A 21,336-nucleotide genomic window follows, 5' to 3' on the forward strand; every position below is an offset into this window, starting at 1 on the left:
CTAAATACCCAGCGGCGGCTAGCTGCTAATTAAAATCTTTTATCTTAACAAAATTATTACGGAGTTCCTCAACGTCTTTATATCGCTCATCAATATTATCCGAAATACCTTTCATGACAAAGTTTTCGAACTCTTCACTATTAAATGAACCTATTGTTCTTCTTCCAGTCATTACGAAATAAATTAATCTTGTTAGTGCATATGTCTCGTGTATTGCTTCATATTTATCAAATCCAATGACTTCTAACTTAGGATCATTTAAAGAGCCTTTAAACTCAGTGTTCTTACTTGTCAAAGTACTATCAGGGATTTTCACCAAACCAAAATCAGAAACTTTTATGATATCTACTCCCTCATATTTTTTGATTAGAATTTTCTTTGTACTTATATCCCTATGTAAGACTCCTTTACTATTTATATAAATAAAAGCTTGAAAAATTTGTCTTACTAGGCTAATTCTTTTATTCACATTCAATATTGAAGGAAAGTATTCTCTTACAAACTATTAAAGATGACCTAAAAGGATTAATTAAAGATAATCTTAAACTTGAAAAGCTTTACGGTATTGCAGAAAAGAAAGCTAGTTTTGTAAGTTCAAACTTTGAAAAGGAAATGAAGCAAACAGAAAGACAAATTAAAGAAGTAAATAAAAGGTTTGATAATATCCTCACGTTGCATACTGAGGGGATATCACAATAGAGCAATTCAAGGCTCAAAATGAACGAATAGCCCAACAACAAAAAAACTTGCAATCAAAAAAGTTGAACTTCAATCCGCTCTATCAACTAGAAAAGATACCACAGAAGAATTACAATACTTAAGAAAGAAGTGGAACGCTTTTTCTAACCTTGACATTGATGACGAACAGGTCTTAAAGCAAGTTTTAGAACAACTTATTAACAAGATAGAAGTTTATAAGGAAGGAAAGATTAAAATACATTACAATCTTTCCCCCTCATTTTTCTCTTAACTAGGTACTGTATAATCAACTGTACCTTTTGAAACAAGCTTCACTGTCACCTCCACATGATTCGTATGCGGGAACATATCCACGGGCTGCACTTCGAGCGTCGCATACCCGCCATCCTCAAGTACCTTCAGGTCTCTTGCAAGCGTTCCTGGATTGCAGGACACGTACACCACCCGCTTCGGTTTCATGTCGATGATTGTGCGCAACAGCGCTTCGTCACAGCCTTTTCTTGGCGGGTCGACGACTAGTGTATCTGCCGTGATGCCTTCTTCGTACCACTTTGGAATGACGGTTTCTGCTTCTCCGACCGCGAATTCCGCGTTTGTGATGCCGTTCAGCTCAGCGTTGCGTTTCGCATCCTCGATGGCTTCCGGCACGATTTCGACGCCGTACACTTTTTTCGCCTGCTTCGCCAAGAAGAGAGAAATCGTTCCGATGCCGCAGTAGGCGTCGATGACGGTTTCTTCCCCTTTAAGCTCCGCGTACTCAAGCGCTTTGTCGTAGAGCACTTTCGTTTGCTCTGGATTAACCTGATAGAACGATCTGGCGGAGATGGCGAATTTGACGTCTCCGATAAGGTCATAGATATACTCTTCGCCCCAGATGACGTTTGTTTCGTCCCCAAAGATCACGTTTGTTTTATTTGGGTTGATGTTTTGCACGATTGATTTGACGTGCGGGAATTGCGCCGTAATGTCTTCGATGATCTTCGCTTTGTGCGGGAAGTCGTTTGTTCTTGTGATGAAGACGATCATCATTTCGCCCGTGACGACGCCGTATCTGACCATGATATGGCGGAGCCAGCCTTTGTGGCGTTCTTCGTTGTAGGCTTTGACACCGTAGTTTGCGCAGATGTCTTTGACGGCTTGGACGGCTTCGTCGTTTTTGGATTGCTGAATCAGGCAGGCGCTCATGTCGATGATGTCATGGCTTCTTTGCTGATAAAATCCGGCGACGAGTCCGCTTTCTCTTTCACCGACAGGCACCTGTGCTTTGTTTCTGTAGTTCCACGGGTCTTCCATGCCGAGCGTCGGGTGCACGGTGACTTTAGAGAGATCCAGCTTGCCGATCCGTTCTAAGACGTCTTTGACTTGTTTCTGTTTAAATAATAGCTGGCCTTCATAGGTCATGTGCTGAAGCTGGCAGCCGCCGCATTGCTTGTAGATTGGGCACGGAGCATCCGTTCTGTGCGGGCTTTCTTCCTTCAGCTCAATCAAGCGGCCGAAAGCGAAGCCTTTTTTGACGCGTGTCACTTTGATTTGCGCTTTTTCCTCAGGCAGGGCGTTCGGCACGAAGATCGGGAAGCCCTCAACCTTTGCGACGCCCGCTCCTTCGTGCGTCAAATCCTCAAATGTCACGTCATAGTATTCATTTTTTTCTACCGGGGGTTTCATTTTCATCTATAATCACCTCTAGTTTTACCAATAGCCTTGTTTCAGCGTGCTGGCAAACCTTCAAATTCAGGCCTTCAAAGGTTTCCGATCACGCTGAAAAGATGACAAAATCCTAAAACGAATACTGTTTTAGGATTTTGTCCGCGTATTAATCATCCAGCTGTTCCGCTTTCTCCTTCGGCATGATGACGTGAATATGCCGATACAGATTCACGAATTCGCCGGGCAGCATGCCGCCGTATTCGCCGTCCAGGTTCAGCTGCATCTTTTCTGATACATTTACTTTCACACGGTTCGCTTTTGTGTAGATAATGTGCTGATCGTTAATATGATCGCCTCTGAGCGCCATGCTCGCGACTCTGATAAACTCCGCGAGATTGGCTTTTTTCAAAATAATTAAATCAAACATGCCGTCATTCAGGCTGGAATCAGGGGCCAGCTTCTCGAATCCGCCGACCGAGTTGGTCAGCGTCACTAAAAACAGCATAATTTCGCCTTGAAACAGCTTGCCGTCATATTCAATCTCGACTTCTGTCGGTCGAAGTGAAGGCAGCATTTCCATTCCCTTTAAATAATAAGCAAGCTGGCCGAGCATCGTTTTCAGTTTACTCGGCACATCGTACGTCAGCTCCGTCAGACGGCCTCCGCCGGCGATGTTGATGAAGTACTGACCGTTCACCTGGCCGATGTCGATCGGGCGGGCTGCGCCGTTAATGACGGTATCAGCGGCATTCAGTATACTCTCTCTCGGAATGCCCAGCGCTCTGGCGAAGTCATTTGTCGTGCCGACCGGAATGATGCCGAGTGTCGGGCGTTTGTCTAACGGCGCAAGGCCGTTGACGACTTCATTAATCGTTCCGTCTCCGCCGGCTGCGATAATCAGGTCAAACTCCCGCAAAGCGGCTTCTTTTGCGGCGTGAGTGGCATCCCCCGCGCATGTGGTGGCATGGGTGGAGGTTTCATAACCGGCTTGTTCAAATTTTTGCAGGACCTGGGCAAGATTTTTCTTAAAAAGCTCCCGTCCTGAAGTCGGATTGTATATTATGCGTGCACGTTTCATTATCTCATCATCCTACTTAAGAGTATCCGATCCATTATTAACACTAACAACCTTTAATTATACTATGACTTGAGAAAATCGCAACAATATGTACAGGAATTGCCAGAAGAAAAAAGGCCTCGGCTCCTTTTAAGGAGCCAAGGCCCGCTGTCTTACTCTTCTTCTGTTCCTGGTTTTTTCTTACGGAATTTCGCCAATACTTCATATACGATCGGCACAATCAGAAGGGTAAGCAGAGTCGAACTGATTAAACCGCCGATAACGGTGACACCGAGTCCTTTAGAAATGACCTGGCTTCCGCCTTCAAAGCCCAATGCCAATGGAAGCAGGGCGCCGATTGTCGCGATCGCCGTCATCAGAATCGGACGCAATCTCGTAGAGCCGGCTTCAAGGAGCGCTTCTCTCGTCGATAAGCCTTCCGCTTCTTTATGGATGACGCGGTCAATTAAGACAATCGCGTTTGTAACGACGATTCCGATCAGCATCAGCATACCGATCATGGCATTCAGACTGATCGTCTCTCCGGATACATACAGTCCGGCTAATGCGCCGATGATTGTAAACGGCAGAGAGAACAGAATCGCAAACGGCGCTAATGCTCCGCCGAACGTGATCACAAGCACGAGGTATACGATGGCGATTGCGGCAAGCATCGCTAAACCGAGTTTCGTAAAGGAATCAGCAATATCGGCTGATACACCGCCGGTATCAATAGATACATTGTCCGGCTTATCCAGTTTGTCTACTTTCTTTTGAACGGCAGATGACACCTTCGTGATGTTGTCAGATGTGACGGTTGCCGTTACGTCAGCGTACACTTTGCCGTCGCGTCTGGAAATGGTATCAGATGTCGTGCCGTTTTTCACTTTCGCCACATCGCCGATTTTTACTTCTTGGCCTGCAGGCGATGTGATGGTTTTATCCTCTAATTCTTTTACACTCTTATACTGGTCTTTTTCTGTTTTGATGTTTACGTCAAGCTCTTTGCCGTCTTTTTTCACCGTTGTCAAAGGAGACTGTGACGTTTGCGGCATCAAGGCTTGGGAGATTTGCGAAGCCGTCAGGCCCAGCTTGCTGAGCTTCTCCTGGTCAGCGGTGAACGTGTACTCATCATATGTGCTTGAAAGGCCTGAGTTGACGTCTTTCAGATCCTTCTGCTTTTTCATGATGCCTTCGATGTCTTTGACCGTGCCTTTAATATCAGACTCTGAATCTCCGTACACATAGTACGTTAATTCGTTGTTGTTGCCTGACGAGCTGAAATTTTGTGATTTCCATTCGCCGCGGCCGGATGTTTTTTTGACTTCTTTTAAGACATTGTCTTTTTCTTTGTCAAAATCAGGCGTGTCATCCTCGTATTTCACGTAGAACAATGCCCCGTTTGAGCTTCCGCCGAGCGGGCTTTGCGAGCCTAATGAATACTGGACGGTATCGACATGTTTGCGTTTAAGCAGCATGTCTTCCGCTTTTTGCGCAGCTTTTTCAGCTTCGCTTTTCGTTTCGCCCGGTTCAGGCGTGTATGTGAGCTGCATCGTTTTGTCCGCTTGCGCAGGCAGGTAGCTCGCGCCGATCAGAGGTACGAGGAACAAACTGCCGGCAAGCATCAGAACCGCGATAATAGATGTAATCCATTTATGGCTTAATGACCAATTCAGCACTTTTTTATAGAAATTGGCCAATCTGCCCGGCTTATGCTCTTTCGCTTTAACAGGCGCGCCTGTGAGCGATTTTTTGAATAAACTGTGCGCAAGCATCGGCACCAGTGTGATGGAAATCAACAATGATGCGGCAAGCGCGAAAACGATTGTTAGGGCAAACGGCATAAACAGTTCGCCGATCTGTCCGCCGACCATGGCAAGCGGAAGGAATACGGCAATGGTTACGATCGTTGATGACATGATCGGTTTAAACATTTCTTTTGTCGCTTCACGCACCAATTGCTTCCCGCGTAAAGGCTCATCTTTCAGCCTCATGCGGCGGTAAATGTTTTCGATAACGACAATGGAATCATCGACTACCCGTCCGATAGCGACCGTCATCGCGCCGAGTGTCATAATGTTCAATGTGACATCGAGCTGATTCAGCACCAGAAGCGCAATCAGCAGTGACAGCGGGATGGAAACGATAGAAATCATCGTTGATTTAATATCTCTTAAGAATAAGAGAATAATCACGACCGCAAAAATCGCGCCGAAAATCGCTTTGCTTAACATCGTCTCCACTGACTCTGTAATCGGCTTTGCCATATCAAGAGTCGAACTGTACTTGAACCCTTTGTGGTCTTTTTTGTATTGATTCAGTTCATCTTTAATCGCATCGGCCACTTCCACCGTGTTGGCGTCATTGGCCTTTACGATATTAATTCCGATGCTGTCCTTTCCGTTCGTGCGGGAAATGGATTCTGCTTTTTTCACATCTTTAATGTCGGCAATGTCAGAAAGCTTGACTGTCGGCACCCCTGCTGATGCGCTTTGCTGTGCCTGCTGCGCAGCCTGAGCGTCCGCCGCGGATGCCGCACCAGCTCCGCCCGCTTGACCTTGAGCGGCAGAAGAAGATGTGACCGGAATTCTCATATCTTTCAGATCTTTAATTGACGTAATATTTCCGTTAACGACAACTGATTTTTCTTTGTTGCCGAACGTGTACAATCCAAGCGGCGTATTGACGTCAGAGCCTTGGATCACTTTCTTGACGGTATCTTCATCAAGTCCGTACTCTTTCATTTTTTTGTCTTTGAAAGAGAATTCCACCTGCTCTTCCTGCTGTCCGGAAACTTGCACGGACGCGACGCCCTGGATGCCTTTGAGCTTAGGAACGAGAGTGTTTTCCACATTTTTGGTCAGATCTTCAAGCGAGCTTTTGCCGCTTGTCACACTGAGCGTCAAAATCGGGAAAGAGTTGATGCTGTAACGGGAAATGTCAGGTTTTTTCGCGTCGTCAGGAAGGCTGACACTGTCCAGCGCTTCAGCGACTTCAGTTTTCGCCTTGTCCATATCCTTGCTGTAATCATATTCAATCGTAACCGATGAGACGTTTTCAGAGGATGTGGACGATACGACGCTCACTCCTTCTAAATTCTGCACCGCCTGCTCAATTGGTTTCGTCACGTCATCCGCAACTTGACTCGGAGCAGCTCCGGGATAAGTCGTATTTACTGAAAGGTAAGGCATGTTGACGTCCGGTATGGATTCCTGTTTCATATTCAGACCGGCATACAGCCCTGCTACAGTAACGATAATCGTCATCAGCCAAACTGCGAATTTGTTCTTCAGTACAAAGTTAATAATGTGGTTCATCATGTCCTCCGTTATTTTTTATTGACTGACTGGTCATTCTATATAATACTAAACGGTATAACTCAACATCGTCAACTAATAAGGCAGTAAATTTTTCTAAATTTTTCAGGATTAAGGGGAAGCACGTCATGAACGAAAAAAAAGAGAAAATCATAAAAACAGGCATCCATTTATTTGCCAAAAAAGGGTTTTCTTCAACAACCATTCAGGAAATCGCCGGTGAATGCGGAATTTCAAAAGGAGCCTTCTATCTCCATTTCAAATCAAAAGAAGACCTTTTGCTGTCCGCATGTGAGTATTACATCGGCATGTCTATGGAAGAAATAAAGAAGATCAAAACAGAACATCAGCATAAACCGCCTAAGGACGTATTCCAAAAACAAATCGCATATCAATTCCAGGAATTTATGGAGCATAAGGACTTTATCATTCTCTTGCTGAGCGAAAAGGTCATCCCAGAAAATCAAAAGGTAAAACAATACTTTCATGAGGCGAATATTCAATTTAACATGCTGTACCGGGATGCTTTGCTTTCCGTTTACGGAGATGCCGTCATACCGTTTTTAGCGGACGCATCCGTTATGGCCCAAGGAATTGTGAGCTCTTATATTCATTTCTTGATTTTCAATGAAAATACGGCATTCCGGACGGAAAACGTGGCCCCCTTTCTGATCGCCAGGATCGATGATCTGATTACCGGACTGATAAAAGACAATCCTGATCCGCTTTTGCCTGAGGATATTTTCACTCAGCCCGCGGCGGACAGAAAGAGACTGCTCGCGGATATTCAAATGGCAAAAGCTCAGCAGGGGCTGCCTGAGGACGTTCTCGTTTCGCTGGAAGTCATTGAAGAAGAAAGCGCAAAGGAAGAGCCGCGAAAACCGATTATTAAAGGTATGCTGTCTAATTTGGCAGGCAGCGGAAATAAACAGATTGAAACGCTGCGTGCTTCCATTGAAACCTATTTCAGCTTATAAAAAAAAGAGACCGGCGCATACCGGTCTCCGTGTCAGCAGCGCCTTTACAGGCGGCTGCTTTTTTTATCGTTTTTTGATTTCTTCAAGTAAGATTTTGTTGACCATCGGCGGGTTGGCCTGTCCTTTTGAGGCTTTCATAATCTGCCCGACAAGGAAGCCGATCGCGCGGTCTTTTCCGTTTTTGAAGTCTTCAATTGACTGCGGGTTGCTGTCAAGCGCATCTGTCACAAGCTTCAGAAGCACGCTTTCGTCAGAAATCTGCACGAGGCCTTTTTCTTTGACGATTTTTTCAGCGTCTCCGCCTTTTTCAATTAATTCTTTGAAGACTTTCTTCGCGATTTTAGACGAAATGGTCCCTTTTTCAATCAGCTTAATCATGCCGGCAAGGCCTTCAGGCGTCAGTGCGACATCCTCAAGCTCTTTTTGTTCGGCGTTCAGGTAAGCTGACACTTCACCCATCAGCCAGTTAGATGCCTGCTTGGCTTCTGCGCCTTTATTGACCGTTTCTTCGAAGAAATCAGCCATTTCTTTCGTGAGCGTCAGAACCATTGCGTCATAAGCCGGCAGGCCAAGCTCTTCGATATAACGTTTGCGGCGCTCATCCGGAAGCTCAGGAATGGTTGCTCTTACGCGTTCTTTCCATTCGTCATCAATGTAGAGCTCGACAAGGTCAGGCTCTGGGAAATAACGATAGTCATCCGAACCTTCTTTGATACGCATCAAAATGGTTTTTTTCGTCGCTTCATCGTAGCGGCGCGTCTCCTGCTGAATGACGCCTCCTGACAGAAGCACCTGCTCCTGGCGTTTTTCTTCATGCTCAAGGCCTTTTTGCACGAATGCGAAGGAGTTCAGGTTTTTCAGCTCCGTTTTTGTGCCGAATTTCTCCTGGCCGATCGGACGGAGAGAAATGTTGGCGTCACAGCGCAGTGAACCTTCTTCCATTTTACAGTCAGACACGCCTGTGTATTGGATAATTGATTTCAGCTTTTCGAGATATGCGTAAGCTTCCTCCGGTGTACGGATATCCGGCTCAGATACAATCTCGACAAGCGGCGTGCCCTGGCGGTTGAAGTCAACGAGGGAATAGCCGTCGCCCGTATGCGTCAGTTTTCCCGCATCTTCTTCAAGGTGAAGACGGGTAATGCCGATTTTTTTCGTTTTTCCGCCGACTTCGATTTCGATCCAGCCGTTTTCACCGATCGGCTTGTCAAATTGAGAAATTTGATATGCCTTCGGGTTGTCCGGGTAGAAATAGTTTTTCCGGTCAAACTTCGTATCCGTTGCGATTTCGCAGTTCAAAGCCATTGCGGCTTTCATCGCGAATTCGACCGCTTCTTTGTTTAAAACAGGCAGCACGCCGGGATACCCAAGGTCAATGACGCTCGTTTGGGTATTCGCTTCCGCTCCGAATGGCGTCGGTGAGCTTGAGAAAATTTTAGATTTTGTTTTTAATTCCACATGGACTTCAAGTCCGATTACCGTTTCAAAGTTCACTTCATTTCACCCCTTACAGTTCAGGTTTCGCTTTATGATGATCTGTTGCCTGCTCAAAAGCATGAGCGACACGGTATACAGTGCCTTCATCGAAGTGTTTTCCGATGATTTGCAGTCCGAGCGGCAGTCCGTTTGCAAATCCGCACGGCACGCTGATTCCCGGCACACCCGCGAGATTGACAGGGATCGTTAAAATATCGTTGGCGTACATTGTGAGCGGATCGCTGGTTTTTTCGCCGATTTTGAAAGCCGGTGTCGGCGTTGTCGGTCCGACGATGACATCGTATTTCTCAAAGACGTCTTCAAAATCTTTTTTAATGAGCGTGCGCACTTTTTGCGCTTTTTTGTAATACGCGTCATAGTAGCCTGAGCTGAGCGCGAAGGTGCCGAGCATGATGCGGCGCTTCACTTCGTTGCCGAAGCCTTCTGAGCGTGTCTGTTTATAAAGGTCGATCAGGTTGTCCGCATTGTCTGAGCGGTATCCGTAGCGGATGCCGTCAAAGCGCGCAAGGTTTGCAGACGCTTCGGAAGATGACAGCAGATAATACGTCGCAAGCGCGTATTTGCTGTGCGGCAGAGATACTTCTTCCCATGTCGCTCCAAGGTCTTCAAGCACTTTTAAAGCGGCTAAAACCGATTCTTTTGCTTCTTTGCCGACGCCTTCCCCGAGGTATTCTTTCGGCACGGCGATTTTTAAGCCTTTAATGTCGCCAGTTAATGAAGAAAGAAAGTCCGGCACTTCGACATTGGCGCTCGTAGAGTCCATTTTGTCCGCGCCTGAAATCGCCTGAAGCAGGAATGCGTTATCTTCTACGTTTCTTGTGATTGGTCCGATCTGGTCTAATGAAGATGCAAAAGCGACCAAACCGTAACGTGACACGCGTCCGTATGTAGGTTTTAATCCGACGACGCCGCAGAAAGAAGCCGGCTGACGGATGGAGCCGCCCGTATCAGATCCGAGTGAAAACGGCACTTCGCCGGCCGCAACCGCAGCTGCGGAACCGCCGCTTGATCCGCCGGGAACCGTATCAAGATTCCAAGGGTTTTTCGTCGCTTTGTACGCGGAGTTTTCAGTAGAAGAACCCATCGCGAACTCGTCCATATTCAGCTTTCCGATCGTGACGGCTTCAGCGGCCTGAAGGCGCTCCACTACCGTCGCATCGTAAATCGGATCGAAGTTTTCGAGGATTTTGCTTGAGCATGTGGTGCGAAGCCCTTTTGTCACGATGTTGTCTTTGACGCCGATCGGCATTCCGAAAAGAAGACCGTGTTCAGACCGGCCGTCAACCGCTTCGTCAAGCTCTTTCGCGTAAGCGCGGGCTCTTTCTTCGTCAAGCTGCAAAAACGCCTGCACCTTATCATCCACGGATGCGATCCGTTTGTAAGATTCGTCAACAAGATCGGAAATCTTGATGTCTTTATTATGTATCATTTGTTTCAGTTCTGTGATTTTGTGATCAAATAATGACATACTGTCTCCCTCCTTTAATCCAGAATAGATGGCACACGGACATAGCCGTCTTTATGATCGGGAGCATTCTTCATGACATCCTCGACCGGAAGGCCTTTACCCGCTTCATCTTCTCTCATTACGTTTTTCATTTTCAGCACGTGTGTTGTCGGTTCCACGTTATCCGTGTCCACTTCATTAAGCTCCTCGGCAAACGAGATAATGCTGTCAAGCTGTTCTGTGAACATTTCAGCTTCTTCATCTGTAATGGCGAGTCTCGCCAAATGAGCGACATGTTTTACTTCTTCTATAGAAATTCGTGACATAAGATCCACCTCCGCATAATTCTCCGTTTCGTCATATAATACTGATCATATCAAAAACGAGCCCTCTAAAGCAACAAAACGCCGCCTCCTGTGGCATGATGAAATCCTCTCTATTTTATCCTAAATCGGGGAGAAAGAGAAACGAATTATATGTCAGAAAATTTTTACTTTTATAATTTATTGGTAGCGTTTTCATCTTTAAGCTGTTCTATGTTGCCGGGGATTTTTTCCTTGAATGGGCCAGGTTTCGAGAGTTGATTGATCGGGGATACTTTGTTAGGTTTAGTAACCATAGCCTGCACAAAATCATGCATTCGGCATGTCATGATAACTAAAGGCTTGCCGCCGGCGCAAAAGTCCGGCACTACTAATCTGCAGAGGTGATGCAACATTTACTTAAAAGAAGAGAGGGTCCAGAAACGTGAGTATTGAATTAATTATATCTCTTGGCATTTACTTTGCTGCCATGCTGTTAATCGGCTGGTACGCATTCAGAAAGACAACGAATATTAATGATTACATGCTGGGCGGAAGAGGACTCGGCCCGTTCGTAACGGCGCTGTCCGCAGGTGCGGCGGACATGAGCGCATGGATGCTGATGGGAGTTCCCGGCGCAATGTTCGCAACGGGATTATCGACCTTATGGCTGGCGCTCGGTTTGACGATCGGCGCATATTCAAATTATCTGCTGCTTGCTCCGAGGCTGCGCGCCTATACGGAAGTTGCGGATGATGCGATTACGATTCCCGATTTCTTCGATAAACGCTTCCGCCATTCGTCATCATTGCTGAAAATTGTTTCCGCCGTGATTATTATGATCTTTTTCACACTGTACACATCGTCCGGAATGGTATCCGGAGGCAGGTTATTTGAATCGGCATTCGGCGCCGACTACAAATTCGGTTTGTTTTTGACGGCCGGTGTTGTTGTGCTTTACACACTGTTTGGCGGTTTCCTTGCTGTCAGTCTGACTGACTTCGTACAGGGAGCGATCATGTTTGCGGCATTAGTGCTTGTGCCGATCGTTGCTTTTACCCAGCTCGGGAGCGTTTCAACGACGATTGATTCGATCAACGCCGTAAACCCGAAACTATTGGATATCTTTAAAGGCGCGAGCGTCATTAGCATTATTTCTTACTTGGCATGGGGACTCGGCTATTACGGCCAGCCTCATATCATCGTACGATTTATGGCGATTAAAGAAGTGAAGGATTTAAAACCCGCCCGCAGAATCGGGATGAGCTGGATGGTTATTTCAGTTGTCGGTTCACTGCTGACCGGGATTATCGGGGTTGCGTATTCTCATCACTTCGGGGTCTCCGTAAAAGATCCGGAAACGATTTTCATTATTTTTTCTAAAATCTTGTTCCATCCGCTGATTACGGGCTTCCTGCTGTCCGCGATTTTAGCGGCGATTATGAGTTCTATCTCCTCACAGCTTCTCGTAACGGCAAGCGCCATTACGGAAGATTTATACCGCGCCTTTTTCAGACGGGAAGCGAGCGATAAAGAATTGGTCATGACCGGACGCCTGTCGGTATTAATCGTGGCCGTGATCGCCATCCTGCTTTCCATGAATCCGAACAGCACCATTCTTGATCTGGTCGGATATGCGTGGGCAGGCTTCGGTTCGGCCATCGGTCCGGCGCTCCTTCTCAGTCTGTACTGGAAACGGATGAATGAATGGGGAGCGCTTGCGGCGATGATTACCGGAGCTGCGGCCGTTCTAATCTGGATTACGACAGGGCTTGCCGCTTCAACCGGCATATACGAAATCATTCCGGGGTTCTTCCTCAGTCTGATTGCCGGTATTGCCGTCAGTCTGCTGACCAAAAAACCGGCCGATGCTTCTTATCAGCTGTTCAGCCGGATGGAAACTCTTTTGAAAAAGAAGAAATAGACAAAAAGCCGTCAGATTTTATTCCTGACGGCTTTTTTCTTCCGCACTTGTCCTGCTATAAATACTGTGAGAAAATCATATCAATTTACTATAAGAAAAACTGCGGAGGTGCTGTGCAAATTGAGCTGGCCTATCGATCCGGACATTTTATTAAAACTGGGCATTGCCACGCTGATCGGGATGATCATCGGGCTTGAGCGCGAGCTGAAAAATAAACCGCTCGGACTGAAAACCTGTATCGTCATCGCCGTCAGCTCCTGTATGCTGACGATCGTCAGCATTAATGCGGCCTATCATTTTCCGAAATATTACCGTATCATGATGGACCCGCTCCGTCTTCCCGCCCAAATCATTTCCGGCGTCGGCTTTATCGGAGCGGGCGTAATTCTGCGTAAAAGCAATGACGTCATTTCCGGCTTGACGACATCGGCTATCATCTGGGGTGCAGCCGGATTGGGTCTGGCCACAGGCGCCGGCTTTTATAAGGAGGCGTTCGCAAGCCTCTTGTTTATCCTGATCAGCGTCGAGTTTCTTCCATGGCTGATCAGAAAAATCGGCCCCAACCGCTTGAAGGAGAAAGATATCCGCGTGAGGATGTCTCTTTCCGACAAAGACAAAATGACCGAGATTTTAAAGGAAATGAAAAGCAAACAGCTCCGCATTCACTCCGTCCGGATAGATGATCTGCATGAAAAAGAATTTCCGATTATGGAAGTGAAAATCAGCGTTCATAAAAACCGCTACACCACGGACGTGTATTATGATATTAAAGAAATTCAGGGTGTCGTCGGAGTGAAATGCGATACGTTATAAAAAAACGCCGGACTGATGTCATCCGGCGTTTTTCTATTTATACGAATGCAGAAAAATGATATTCAGTAATCGGTGTTTCGTTTTCAATATCGCGTCTGAAGCCTTTCAGCATCTCAAGCTCTTCATCTCCGAGTGAGTCTAGGTCAAACGCCTGATGCAATAATCCGTAAATCAGCATATGGCGCAGCCGGAGGAAATCCGGGATTTTTTCAAGCCATACGGGATCAAGGTCATTTTCTTCCCTGTAGCCTTTCATAAAGTGTGTCATGAATTCACCCGTAAACGCGGCCTTGTCTTCATACGGGATGACCGGATACCACAACATGTTGTACAACAAAATACTGATATCATTCACAAACCAATTGTAGCCGATATCATCAAAATCAAAGGCAGTAATTTTTCCGTTGTCCCAGTTGAAATTGCCATGGTGCAAATCGGCGTGCACCAAACCGTAGCTTTCCGGGTTCTTCGGCAATTTCCGCAGTTCCTCCATTAAAGCATCCGCCCGCTCGAATACGAGATGCTGATCTGCGGCCACGTATTTTCTCAGCTTCAGCTGCTCCTCTTCGTCCCATTCCTGTCTTTTATATTTCGGGTCGCTCAGACGGTAGCTTTTCGTCAGCCGATGCATGTGCCCCGTATACTTGCCAAGCTCATAAAACAGAGTTCCGTTCCAGTCTGATTCTTCTACTTTATGGCCCGGCGCTTTTTCATAGACTCTTAATAAAAACGCTCCGCCTTTTCCATCCGGCACTTCTTCGACATCTCTGTCATTTAATGAAGGAATCGGTTTTGCTGCTGAAAGCCCTCCCTTTGTGAGATGATGAAGCCATTCCATTTCTCCCAGAATATATTCCGGTGTTCTGCGGATCGTATGCGTAATTTTCAAGATATAAGGTTCGTTATCTTTCACAATTTCATATACGTAGTTCTCTGCGTCTGCGATAAATTGAAACTTGGTAAAGCCGTATATTTCACCGGCTTTAGCGAGCACCTTATCTTCCTCAAAAACCGCTTTAATATCTTTATGCATGCTGATTCACCCTCTTCATATCTTTTGGCAGTGATATGTGTACTCAGCATAAGTCATTCATCAACATCCCGCCCTTCTTTTTATTCCTAACAGATTAGTAACATCCGCCTATAAACAAAAAAGTTTTTCCTGTTAATCCTTATTTATACAAATATCTTAACATACGTCACTGCTCTCACCAACGATATATACAAGAAAACCCTTGCTCATAAAGAAATGAACAAGGGCGCTTAATTAATCGTAAATATGGACGGTCGGTTCTTTGTCACCCGCATTGCGGACGATCAGCGCTTCCTGGCCGTCTGATGAGGTGATATTGATTTCAACATCGACTGAGCCTTTTGAATAATAATCCATGAGCTCACCCGTTAAGTATTGGGTAAAGGCGATGACTTCGCTTTTCCCGTAAAATTGCATCGGAATTTCTATTTTCATTTTTCTCATTTCATCATTTTCGTACATCGCCGTTCCGACTACTCCGGTGTAGTTCGGGAAGTAGCTGTCGATCGCGTTTTTGAAGCGTTTAAACACTTCGGAATCGTCAGGGTATTTCTTTGCCGTGTCTGTATCCGCCGGATAGAACACGTATTTTTCTTTGACATCATCCCAGTTTGAAATGGTGGATGAGCCGGCTTTGACTTCTGTTTTTGCAATGTAATTCCCCGGTACGATTGATGTTTTCGGCGCTTGTTTATAAAGGGCGACGGTAATCGGCACATTTTTCAGGTTATCCATTTTCCGGAGACGGTTAACGACTTCCTGGGCGATTTCTTCACCGTGGCTGCGGATCGTTTTGTCGCTGAGCTCTACTTCCTGCTGCGGATCACCGGTTTTTTCGCGGTAATAGTAAACAGAGTTGAGAGCGAGACCGATCATGACACCGCCAAGCTGGATGGAATTTTTATCTTTTCTTACTAAGTAATCCTGTTCAAGCATAGACGCTAAGTAAATCGGGCTGTTTTCGTTTTTCTCTTTTGCCGATCCCGAACTTGGCAGCACCGGGTTTAAGCCGAGATTCTGGAAATTGGCGTCTGCTTTTTTCGCCTTTTTCAGATCACTGCCTTCTTTTTTACGGTCAAGCCAGCTGAGTACCGTATCCTCATCTAAATACTGGCCTTCCTGATACAAATAATCATCCGTCGGGAACGTGTCTTGGGCGAGCCGCATCAGCCCCGTCTCGAATTCATCGATGTCCAGCCTCGTATTCAGCCGGTCCGCGGTCAGGCCGCGCGCTTTTCCGGCCTTAAACGGAAGCACCATCTTATAGTAGGAATCAGAGATATTATATTTCGGTATGATCGCTTTTTCAGAAGACTTTGCGGTTTTCTGTGTGATCTCTTCCTCTTTTTTTCCTCCGAAACTCGGCGAACAGGCTGACAGCATCAATACTGCCGCGGTCGCCGTCGCCGTCGCCGCCAATGCCAACATCTTTTTCAATAGAAAACACTCCTCTTATTTCTTTAGCTCTCCCAATAGCTGTGCTTCATTCCATACTTCAATGTTTAATTCCTGCGCTTTTTCCAGCTTGCTTCCGGCCGCTTCTCCGGCGATCACCAAGTCTGTTTTTTTGCTGACAGATCCCGTCAGCTTTCCGCCGAGCGCTTCGATCTGCGCTTTGGCTTCATTTCTGGACAGCTCTTCAAGCTTTCCGGTTAACACGATGGTTTTTCCGGCAAAATAAGAGTCGCTGTCCTCCGCTTTTACTTTTTTCGGGCCTTTATAGAGTGTGTTCACACCGAGCTCTTCCAGTTCATTCAAAAGCTCAAGCATTTCTTCTTTTCGGAAGTAGGTGATGACGGCATCAGCCATCTTTTCACCGATTTCGTCTACTGCAAGCAGCTCTTCCTCTGTGGCTTGTTTCAGATTTTCCAGGCTTTCAAAATGCATGGCCAGTGTTTTGGCCGCTTTTGAGCCGATAAAACGGATGCCGAGACCGAACAGCAGCCGTTCCAGCGAATTCTCTTTCGACTTTTGGATGGAGCTGATCAGATTGTCAGTTGATTTTTCCCCCATCCGCTCAAGCCGGATGACCTGTTCTTTTGTCAGCTTATATAAATCAGCGACATTACGGACGAGATGTTCACGGAAAAGCTGTGTGATGACACGTTCTCCGAGGCCGTCAATATTCATCGCGTTGCGTGAGACAAAATGAATCAGGCCTTCTCTGATTTGCGCCGGGCATTCCGGGTTGATACAGCGCAGCGCGACCTCTCCTTCAATGCGGACAAGTTCGCTTCCGCACTCAGGGCAGCTGGTCGGCATATTGAATTCTTTTTCTTCTCCGGTCCGCTGTTCAACTAAGACATTGACGACCTCAGGGATGATATCGCCCGCTTTTTTGACGACCACTTTATCGAGAATGCGGATGTCCTTCTCTTTAATTAAATCTTCGTTATGAAGGGATGCTCTTGAGACCGTCGTCCCCGCGACTTTTACCGGCTCCAGGACGGCAGTCGGCGTAATGACGCCCGTTCTTCCGACATTCAGTTCGATATCGAGCAGTTTTGTCACGACTTCTTCTGCCGGGAATTTATAAGCAATCGCCCAGCGCGGGCTTTTTGCCGTATACCCGAGCTCTTCCTGCTGATCGAGCGAATCCACCTTGATGACGATTCCGTCAATTTCATACGGGAGATCGGCCCGCTTCGCCTGCAGCTCTTCGATCATTTCAATCACTTCATCTATCGTGGCGCATTTTTTCCGTTCCTGGTTTGTTTTAAAACCGAGCTCATCCAGAAAATCCAGGCCTTGACTCTGTGTTTCCACACCCATTTCGTCAAGCTCCGCTATACTGTAGACGAAGATGTCAAGATTTCGTTTCGCTGCAATTTTCGGATCGAGCTGTCGGAGTGAGCCCGCAGCCGCATTCCGGGGATTGGCAAACGGCTCTTCTTCATGTTTCAGCCGTTCTTCGTTGAGTGCTTCGAATGACTGTTTCGGCATGTACGCCTCTCCGCGCACTTCTATGGAGAGGTTCCGTTTCATTTTCAGCGGAATGTTTCGGATCGTTTTTAAGTTTTCCGTAATATCTTCGCCCGTCGTTCCGTCTCCTCTTGTCGCGCCTCTGACGAAATAGCCGTCTTCATAACGGAGAGAAACAGCAAGACCGTCTATTTTCAGCTCTACATTGTAAGCGACGCCGTCGCCGACAGCCTGACGGACGCGGCGGTCAAAATCGCGAAGATCGTCATCGTTAAATGCGTTGCCGAGACTGAGCATCGGCGTGCCGTGCTGCACCTTTTGAAACGACTCAAGCACCGCTCCTCCGACCCGCTGTGTGGGCGAATCAGGCGTTCTGAGCTCCGGGTGCTCTTCTTCTATGGCCATCAGCTCCTGCATCAGTCTGTCGTACTCGGAATCCGGCACGCTCGGTTCATCTAGGGTGTAGTATTCGTAACTGTACTGATCGATGGTGCGGCGCAATTCTTCTGCCCGGTGTTTCGCTGTTTCTTTGTCCATCATGTTCTTCCTTTCCTCTTCAGGTTACTGCTTTTCAATCGGGGCAAAGGCGGCCAGCAGACGTTTCACGCCGACTGGGCTCGGGAATGCGATATCAAGCTCCGTGCTTTCGCCTTCTCCTTTTACGCTGACAACCGTTCCGGTGCCCCATTTTTTATGGCCCGCTTTATCGCCGACCGCCCAGCTGAGCGAGTCGCCGCCTGTTTTGTTCGCGTAGGAAACAGGACGGGATACGGGCCCGCGTTTCGGCTGCATTTTTCTTCCCGGCTGCATGCGCGGGGTTTTCTTCTCATTTAGGTTCTCCAATAAATCGTCAGGTATTTCCCTGATAAAGCGTGATTCCGGATTCATATTGGTGCGCCCGAACAAGGTGCGCATTTTGGCATTCGTTAAGTACAGTTCTTCTTCCGCCCTCGTAATGCCTACATATGCGAGCCTGCGCTCTTCTTCCATCTCGGCTTCTTCCATCAGGGAGCGGCTGTGCGGGAATACGCCTTCCTCCATGCCCATTAAGAACACGACCGGAAATTCAAGCCCCTTAGCGGCGTGCAGCGTCATTAACGTGACGGCATCCTTTCCGCCCGATTCCTCTTCCTTCTGGTCGAGCTGGTCAATATCCGCAATCAGCGCCAGATCAGTCAGAAACGCGACGAGAGACTTGTCTTCGCTTTTTTGTTCGAAGTTTTTCGTAACAGAAAGAAACTCGTCGATATTTTCAAGACGGCTCTGGGCCTCAATAGACTTTTCAGCCTTGAGCATTTCTCTGTATTCCGTTTTATCGAGAATTTCTTCCGTGAGTTCCGTAATGGACAGGTAATCCTGCATATTCGTCAGATTTTCAATCATCGCGCCAAAGCCGTCAAGCGCGTTTGCCGCTTTCGCGCTGACGCCGATGAAATCAATCTGTTTGATCGCCTGGAACATTGACATGCCGTTCATCGCCGCGTATGAAGCGATTTTTTCAAGCGAAGTGGCGCCGACGCCCCGTTTCGGCACATTGACGATCCGTGTAAAACTGATGTCATCGTCCGGGTTTGACACAAGGCGCAGATACGCGAGAATGTCTTTAATTTCTTTTCTGTCGTAGAACTTGGTTCCGCCGACGATATTGTAGTTCAGACCGGCTTTTAAAAGGGTTTCCTCGATAACGCGCGACTGGGCGTTTGTCCGGTATAAAATCGCGATATCGGAAAGCTTCCGCCGGCCTGAGCTGTTCAGCTCATAAATTTTGCCCGCGACGAATTGGCCTTCGCCGAATTCATTGTCGCCGCTGTAATAAGCAAGCTTGACGCCTTCGTCATTCTCCGTCCACAGATTTTTCGGCTTGCGGTTTGAGTTGTTTTTGATCACTTCGTTGGCTGCCTGCAGAATCCGCTTTGTTGAGCGGTAGTTTTGTTCGAGCAGAATCACGTTTGCGCTCGGATAATCTTTTTCAAAGGAAAGGATATTCGCGATATCCGCCCCGCGCCATCTGTAAATGGACTGGTCGGAGTCACCGACGACGCAGATATTTTCAAGACGGGCCGCAAGCTGCTTAACGAGCAGGTATTGCGCTCTGTTCGTATCCTGATACTCGTCTACGTGAATGTACTGGAATTTGCGCTGATAAAACTCAAGCACTTCCGGCACACGCTCGAAAAGCTTGATCGTCGTCATGATTAAATCATCAAAATCGAGCGATTGGTTTTTCAGCAGTTTTTTCTGATAATCGGTATACACGTCACTCGTGACCTGGTCGTAGTAGCCGCCGGCCGTTTTTGCGAATTCCTCAGGTTCGATCAGCTCGTTTTTTGCGCTGCTGATCGAGCCTAAAATGCTTCTCGGATCAAACTTTTTCGGGTCGATATTCCGCTCTTTCAGAATCCCTTTAATAACGGAAAGCTGATCAGCCGTATCAAGAATGGAGAAGTTTCGGTTGATGCCGATTCTGTCAATGTCCCTGCGCAGAATCCGCACGCACATGCTGTGGAAGGTGGATATCCAGATTTCATCCGCGCCGGGGCCGAGAATGCTCTCCACCCGCTCCTTCATTTCTCTGGCGGCTTTATTTGTAAATGTAATCGCCAGAATGTTCCACGGCGCCACGTGCTTTTCCGCCATTAAGTACGCGATTCTGTGCGTCAGCACCCGTGTTTTTCCGCTTCCCGCACCTGCCATCAGAAGCAGCGGACCGTCCGTCGTCTTGACCGCTTCCTGCTGAACGGGATTTAATCCGCTTAATAATTGATTGCTAATGTAATTCATATCCGTTCACCGCCTATCAAACATATGTTCTATCATAAATCAAATTCGTCCGCTTGGCTACTTTATCTTTACAGCCGCCACCGTTTTGAGCGCCTGGTCAAAATCTTCATATACGGCATTTCCCACAACGATGACATCGGCATGACGGCCGAACCGTTCCGCCGTTTCCGCGTCTTTAATGCCGCCGCCGTAAAACAGGACGGACTTGTCCAGCACAGCCTTCGTTTTCTCCACTGTTTCTATGTCCGCCAGCATCCCGCTGTATTCCAGATAAAAAATCGGGAGATGAAGCAAATTCTCCGCGACCCGCGCATAGGCGAGAATATCTTCTGTTTCTATATGTGTATCCGCCTCCGTCAAAGCGGCCGCCTTACAATCAGGATTGACGATGCAATAGCCCTCGGTCACGATTTCCTCCATTGACATGAGCTCGCCGTATTCTTTCATCGCCTGGTGGTGCATGCCGACAATCCAGTCCGCATTTTTGCTGTTAAGCACACTCGGAATGAAATAAAGATCAAACCCGGGCACAATGGAATCAATCGTTGACACCTCAAGTACGCACGGCACTAAAAACCGCCGCACCTTTGACATCAGCCTCAGCACATTGTCCTCGGTGACATTGTCGCTTCCTCCGATCACAATGGCGTCAGTCCCTGATTCACAAAGCCGTTCCAGCTGTTCATCCGGTAAATCTTTATTCGGATCGAGTTTAAAAACGTGCTTCCACTCGTTAACATCGTACATGCGTTTTCGTTCCTCCATTCGTTTCTTGCCATTTAAACATTATAACAAATTCATTTGGCCCGGAAAAACGGAAAAAGACGTCATTCACCTGATTCACAAAAAAAGATTGCGCTCCGCCTGCAGGGATACGGCTATGTTTCAAAAAAGACAAAATGTGGAATGTCAAAGAGAAA

15 protein-coding genes are annotated in these 21,336 nt (G+C 47.1%); 3 read left to right on the plus strand and 12 right to left on the minus strand.

Translation table 11 applies throughout. The features are described from left to right. Window positions 1–25: 25 nt before the first annotated feature. From AUL54_RS07210 to AUL54_RS07230, 4 genes are all read right to left on the minus strand, one after another. The gene (locus AUL54_RS07210) at window positions 26–469 is read right to left on the minus strand and encodes a protein kinase domain-containing protein (RefSeq protein WP_235588415.1); all 444 of its coding nucleotides are present in this window, start codon (window positions 467–469) and stop codon (window positions 26–28) included. 497 nt (window positions 470–966) lie between these two features. After that, window positions 967–2,370 carry a 23S rRNA (uracil(1939)-C(5))-methyltransferase RlmD gene (gene rlmD / locus AUL54_RS07220; RefSeq protein ID WP_060963385.1) on the minus strand — a complete coding sequence of 468 codons (1,404 nt, stop codon included), beginning with the start codon at window positions 2,368–2,370 and terminating at the stop codon, window positions 967–969. 142 nt (window positions 2,371–2,512) lie between these two features. Continuing rightward, on the minus strand, window positions 2,513–3,424 hold the full coding sequence (locus AUL54_RS07225; RefSeq protein ID WP_060963386.1) for a diacylglycerol kinase: 912 nt from the start codon (window positions 3,422–3,424) through the stop codon (window positions 2,513–2,515). Between the two features lie 152 nt (window positions 3,425–3,576). Further along, complete coding sequence (locus tag AUL54_RS07230; RefSeq protein WP_060963387.1) at window positions 3,577–6,720, minus strand: efflux RND transporter permease subunit; 3,144 nt, start codon at window positions 6,718–6,720, stop codon at window positions 3,577–3,579. Window positions 6,721–6,848: 128 nt separating this feature from the next. On the opposite strand from AUL54_RS07230, the gene AUL54_RS07235 reads away from it, so the two are divergent. Then, window positions 6,849–7,697: a TetR/AcrR family transcriptional regulator gene (locus AUL54_RS07235; RefSeq protein ID WP_060963388.1), complete on the plus strand. Its 849-nt coding sequence runs from the start codon at window positions 6,849–6,851 to the stop codon at window positions 7,695–7,697. Window positions 7,698–7,760: 63 nt separating this feature from the next. Here AUL54_RS07235 and gatB read toward each other — a convergent pair whose 3' ends face one another. The 3 genes from gatB to gatC are packed head-to-tail and all read right to left on the minus strand — an operon-like array spanning window position 7,761 to window position 10,967. Then, window positions 7,761–9,191: an Asp-tRNA(Asn)/Glu-tRNA(Gln) amidotransferase subunit GatB gene (gatB, locus tag AUL54_RS07240; protein WP_016936997.1), complete on the minus strand. Its 1,431-nt coding sequence runs from the start codon at window positions 9,189–9,191 to the stop codon at window positions 7,761–7,763. Between the two features lie 13 nt (window positions 9,192–9,204). Beyond that, window positions 9,205–10,662, minus strand: coding sequence for an Asp-tRNA(Asn)/Glu-tRNA(Gln) amidotransferase subunit GatA (gene gatA / locus AUL54_RS07245; RefSeq protein WP_049628035.1), 1,458 nt, complete (start codon window positions 10,660–10,662; stop codon window positions 9,205–9,207). Window positions 10,663–10,676: 14 nt separating this feature from the next. Beyond that, the gene (gene gatC / locus AUL54_RS07250) at window positions 10,677–10,967 is read right to left on the minus strand and encodes an Asp-tRNA(Asn)/Glu-tRNA(Gln) amidotransferase subunit GatC (RefSeq protein ID WP_003155732.1); all 291 of its coding nucleotides are present in this window, start codon (window positions 10,965–10,967) and stop codon (window positions 10,677–10,679) included. A 421-nt stretch (window positions 10,968–11,388) separates the two neighbouring features. On the opposite strand from gatC, the gene putP reads away from it, so the two are divergent. Next, window positions 11,389–12,867, plus strand: coding sequence for a sodium/proline symporter PutP (putP, locus tag AUL54_RS07255; RefSeq protein WP_016936999.1), 1,479 nt, complete (start codon window positions 11,389–11,391; stop codon window positions 12,865–12,867). A 180-nt stretch (window positions 12,868–13,047) separates the two neighbouring features. Then, window positions 13,048–13,680: an MgtC/SapB family protein gene (locus AUL54_RS07260; RefSeq protein WP_231595077.1), complete on the plus strand. Its 633-nt coding sequence runs from the start codon at window positions 13,048–13,050 to the stop codon at window positions 13,678–13,680. Window positions 13,681–13,717: 37 nt separating this feature from the next. Here AUL54_RS07260 and AUL54_RS07265 read toward each other — a convergent pair whose 3' ends face one another. The 5 genes from AUL54_RS07265 to AUL54_RS07285 all read right to left on the minus strand — a co-directional run bounded on the left by AUL54_RS07265 (window position 13,718) and on the right by AUL54_RS07285 (window position 21,163). Further along, complete coding sequence (locus AUL54_RS07265; RefSeq protein ID WP_060963389.1) at window positions 13,718–14,713, minus strand: phosphotransferase enzyme family protein; 996 nt, start codon at window positions 14,711–14,713, stop codon at window positions 13,718–13,720. A gap of 234 nt (window positions 14,714–14,947) precedes the next feature. Further along, on the minus strand, window positions 14,948–16,150 hold the full coding sequence (locus tag AUL54_RS07270) for a CamS family sex pheromone protein (protein WP_060963390.1): 1,203 nt from the start codon (window positions 16,148–16,150) through the stop codon (window positions 14,948–14,950). 15 nt (window positions 16,151–16,165) lie between these two features. Further along, on the minus strand, window positions 16,166–18,172 hold the full coding sequence (gene ligA, locus AUL54_RS07275; protein ID WP_016937003.1) for an NAD-dependent DNA ligase LigA: 2,007 nt from the start codon (window positions 18,170–18,172) through the stop codon (window positions 16,166–16,168). 24 nt (window positions 18,173–18,196) lie between these two features. Beyond that, window positions 18,197–20,416 carry a DNA helicase PcrA gene (gene pcrA, locus AUL54_RS07280; protein ID WP_045926642.1) on the minus strand — a complete coding sequence of 740 codons (2,220 nt, stop codon included), beginning with the start codon at window positions 20,414–20,416 and terminating at the stop codon, window positions 18,197–18,199. A gap of 57 nt (window positions 20,417–20,473) precedes the next feature. Further along, the gene (locus AUL54_RS07285; protein WP_060963391.1) at window positions 20,474–21,163 is read right to left on the minus strand and encodes a heptaprenylglyceryl phosphate synthase; all 690 of its coding nucleotides are present in this window, start codon (window positions 21,161–21,163) and stop codon (window positions 20,474–20,476) included. Window positions 21,164–21,336 lie beyond the last annotated feature (173 nt).

Source organism: Bacillus sp. SDLI1 (assembly GCF_001553895.1).
In the GTDB taxonomy this organism is placed as follows: Bacteria; Bacillota; Bacilli; order Bacillales; family Bacillaceae; genus Bacillus; species Bacillus siamensis.

What these genes read in the sequence shown, in the direction of transcription:
- rlmD (WP_060963385.1), bottom strand. Translation starts at nt 2,370, where the DNA reads ATGAAAATGAAACCCCCGGTAGAAAAAAATGAATACTATGACGTGACA.
- AUL54_RS07225 (WP_060963386.1), bottom strand. Translation starts at nt 3,424, where the DNA reads ATGAAACGTGCACGCATAATATACAATCCGACTTCAGGACGGGAGCTT.
- AUL54_RS07230 (WP_060963387.1), bottom strand. Translation starts at nt 6,720, where the DNA reads ATGAACCACATTATTAACTTTGTACTGAAGAACAAATTCGCAGTTTGG.
- AUL54_RS07235 (WP_060963388.1), top strand. Translation starts at nt 6,849, where the DNA reads ATGAACGAAAAAAAAGAGAAAATCATAAAAACAGGCATCCATTTATTT.
- gatA (WP_049628035.1), bottom strand. Translation starts at nt 10,662, where the DNA reads ATGTCATTATTTGATCACAAAATCACAGAACTGAAACAAATGATACAT.
- gatC (WP_003155732.1), bottom strand. Translation starts at nt 10,967, where the DNA reads ATGTCACGAATTTCTATAGAAGAAGTAAAACATGTCGCTCATTTGGCG.
- AUL54_RS07260 (WP_231595077.1), top strand. Translation starts at nt 13,048, where the DNA reads ATGATCATCGGGCTTGAGCGCGAGCTGAAAAATAAACCGCTCGGACTG.
- AUL54_RS07265 (WP_060963389.1), bottom strand. Translation starts at nt 14,713, where the DNA reads ATGCATAAAGATATTAAAGCGGTTTTTGAGGAAGATAAGGTGCTCGCT.
- ligA (WP_016937003.1), bottom strand. Translation starts at nt 18,172, where the DNA reads ATGGACAAAGAAACAGCGAAACACCGGGCAGAAGAATTGCGCCGCACC.
- pcrA (WP_045926642.1), bottom strand. Translation starts at nt 20,416, where the DNA reads ATGAATTACATTAGCAATCAATTATTAAGCGGATTAAATCCCGTTCAG.
- AUL54_RS07285 (WP_060963391.1), bottom strand. Translation starts at nt 21,163, where the DNA reads ATGTACGATGTTAACGAGTGGAAGCACGTTTTTAAACTCGATCCGAAT.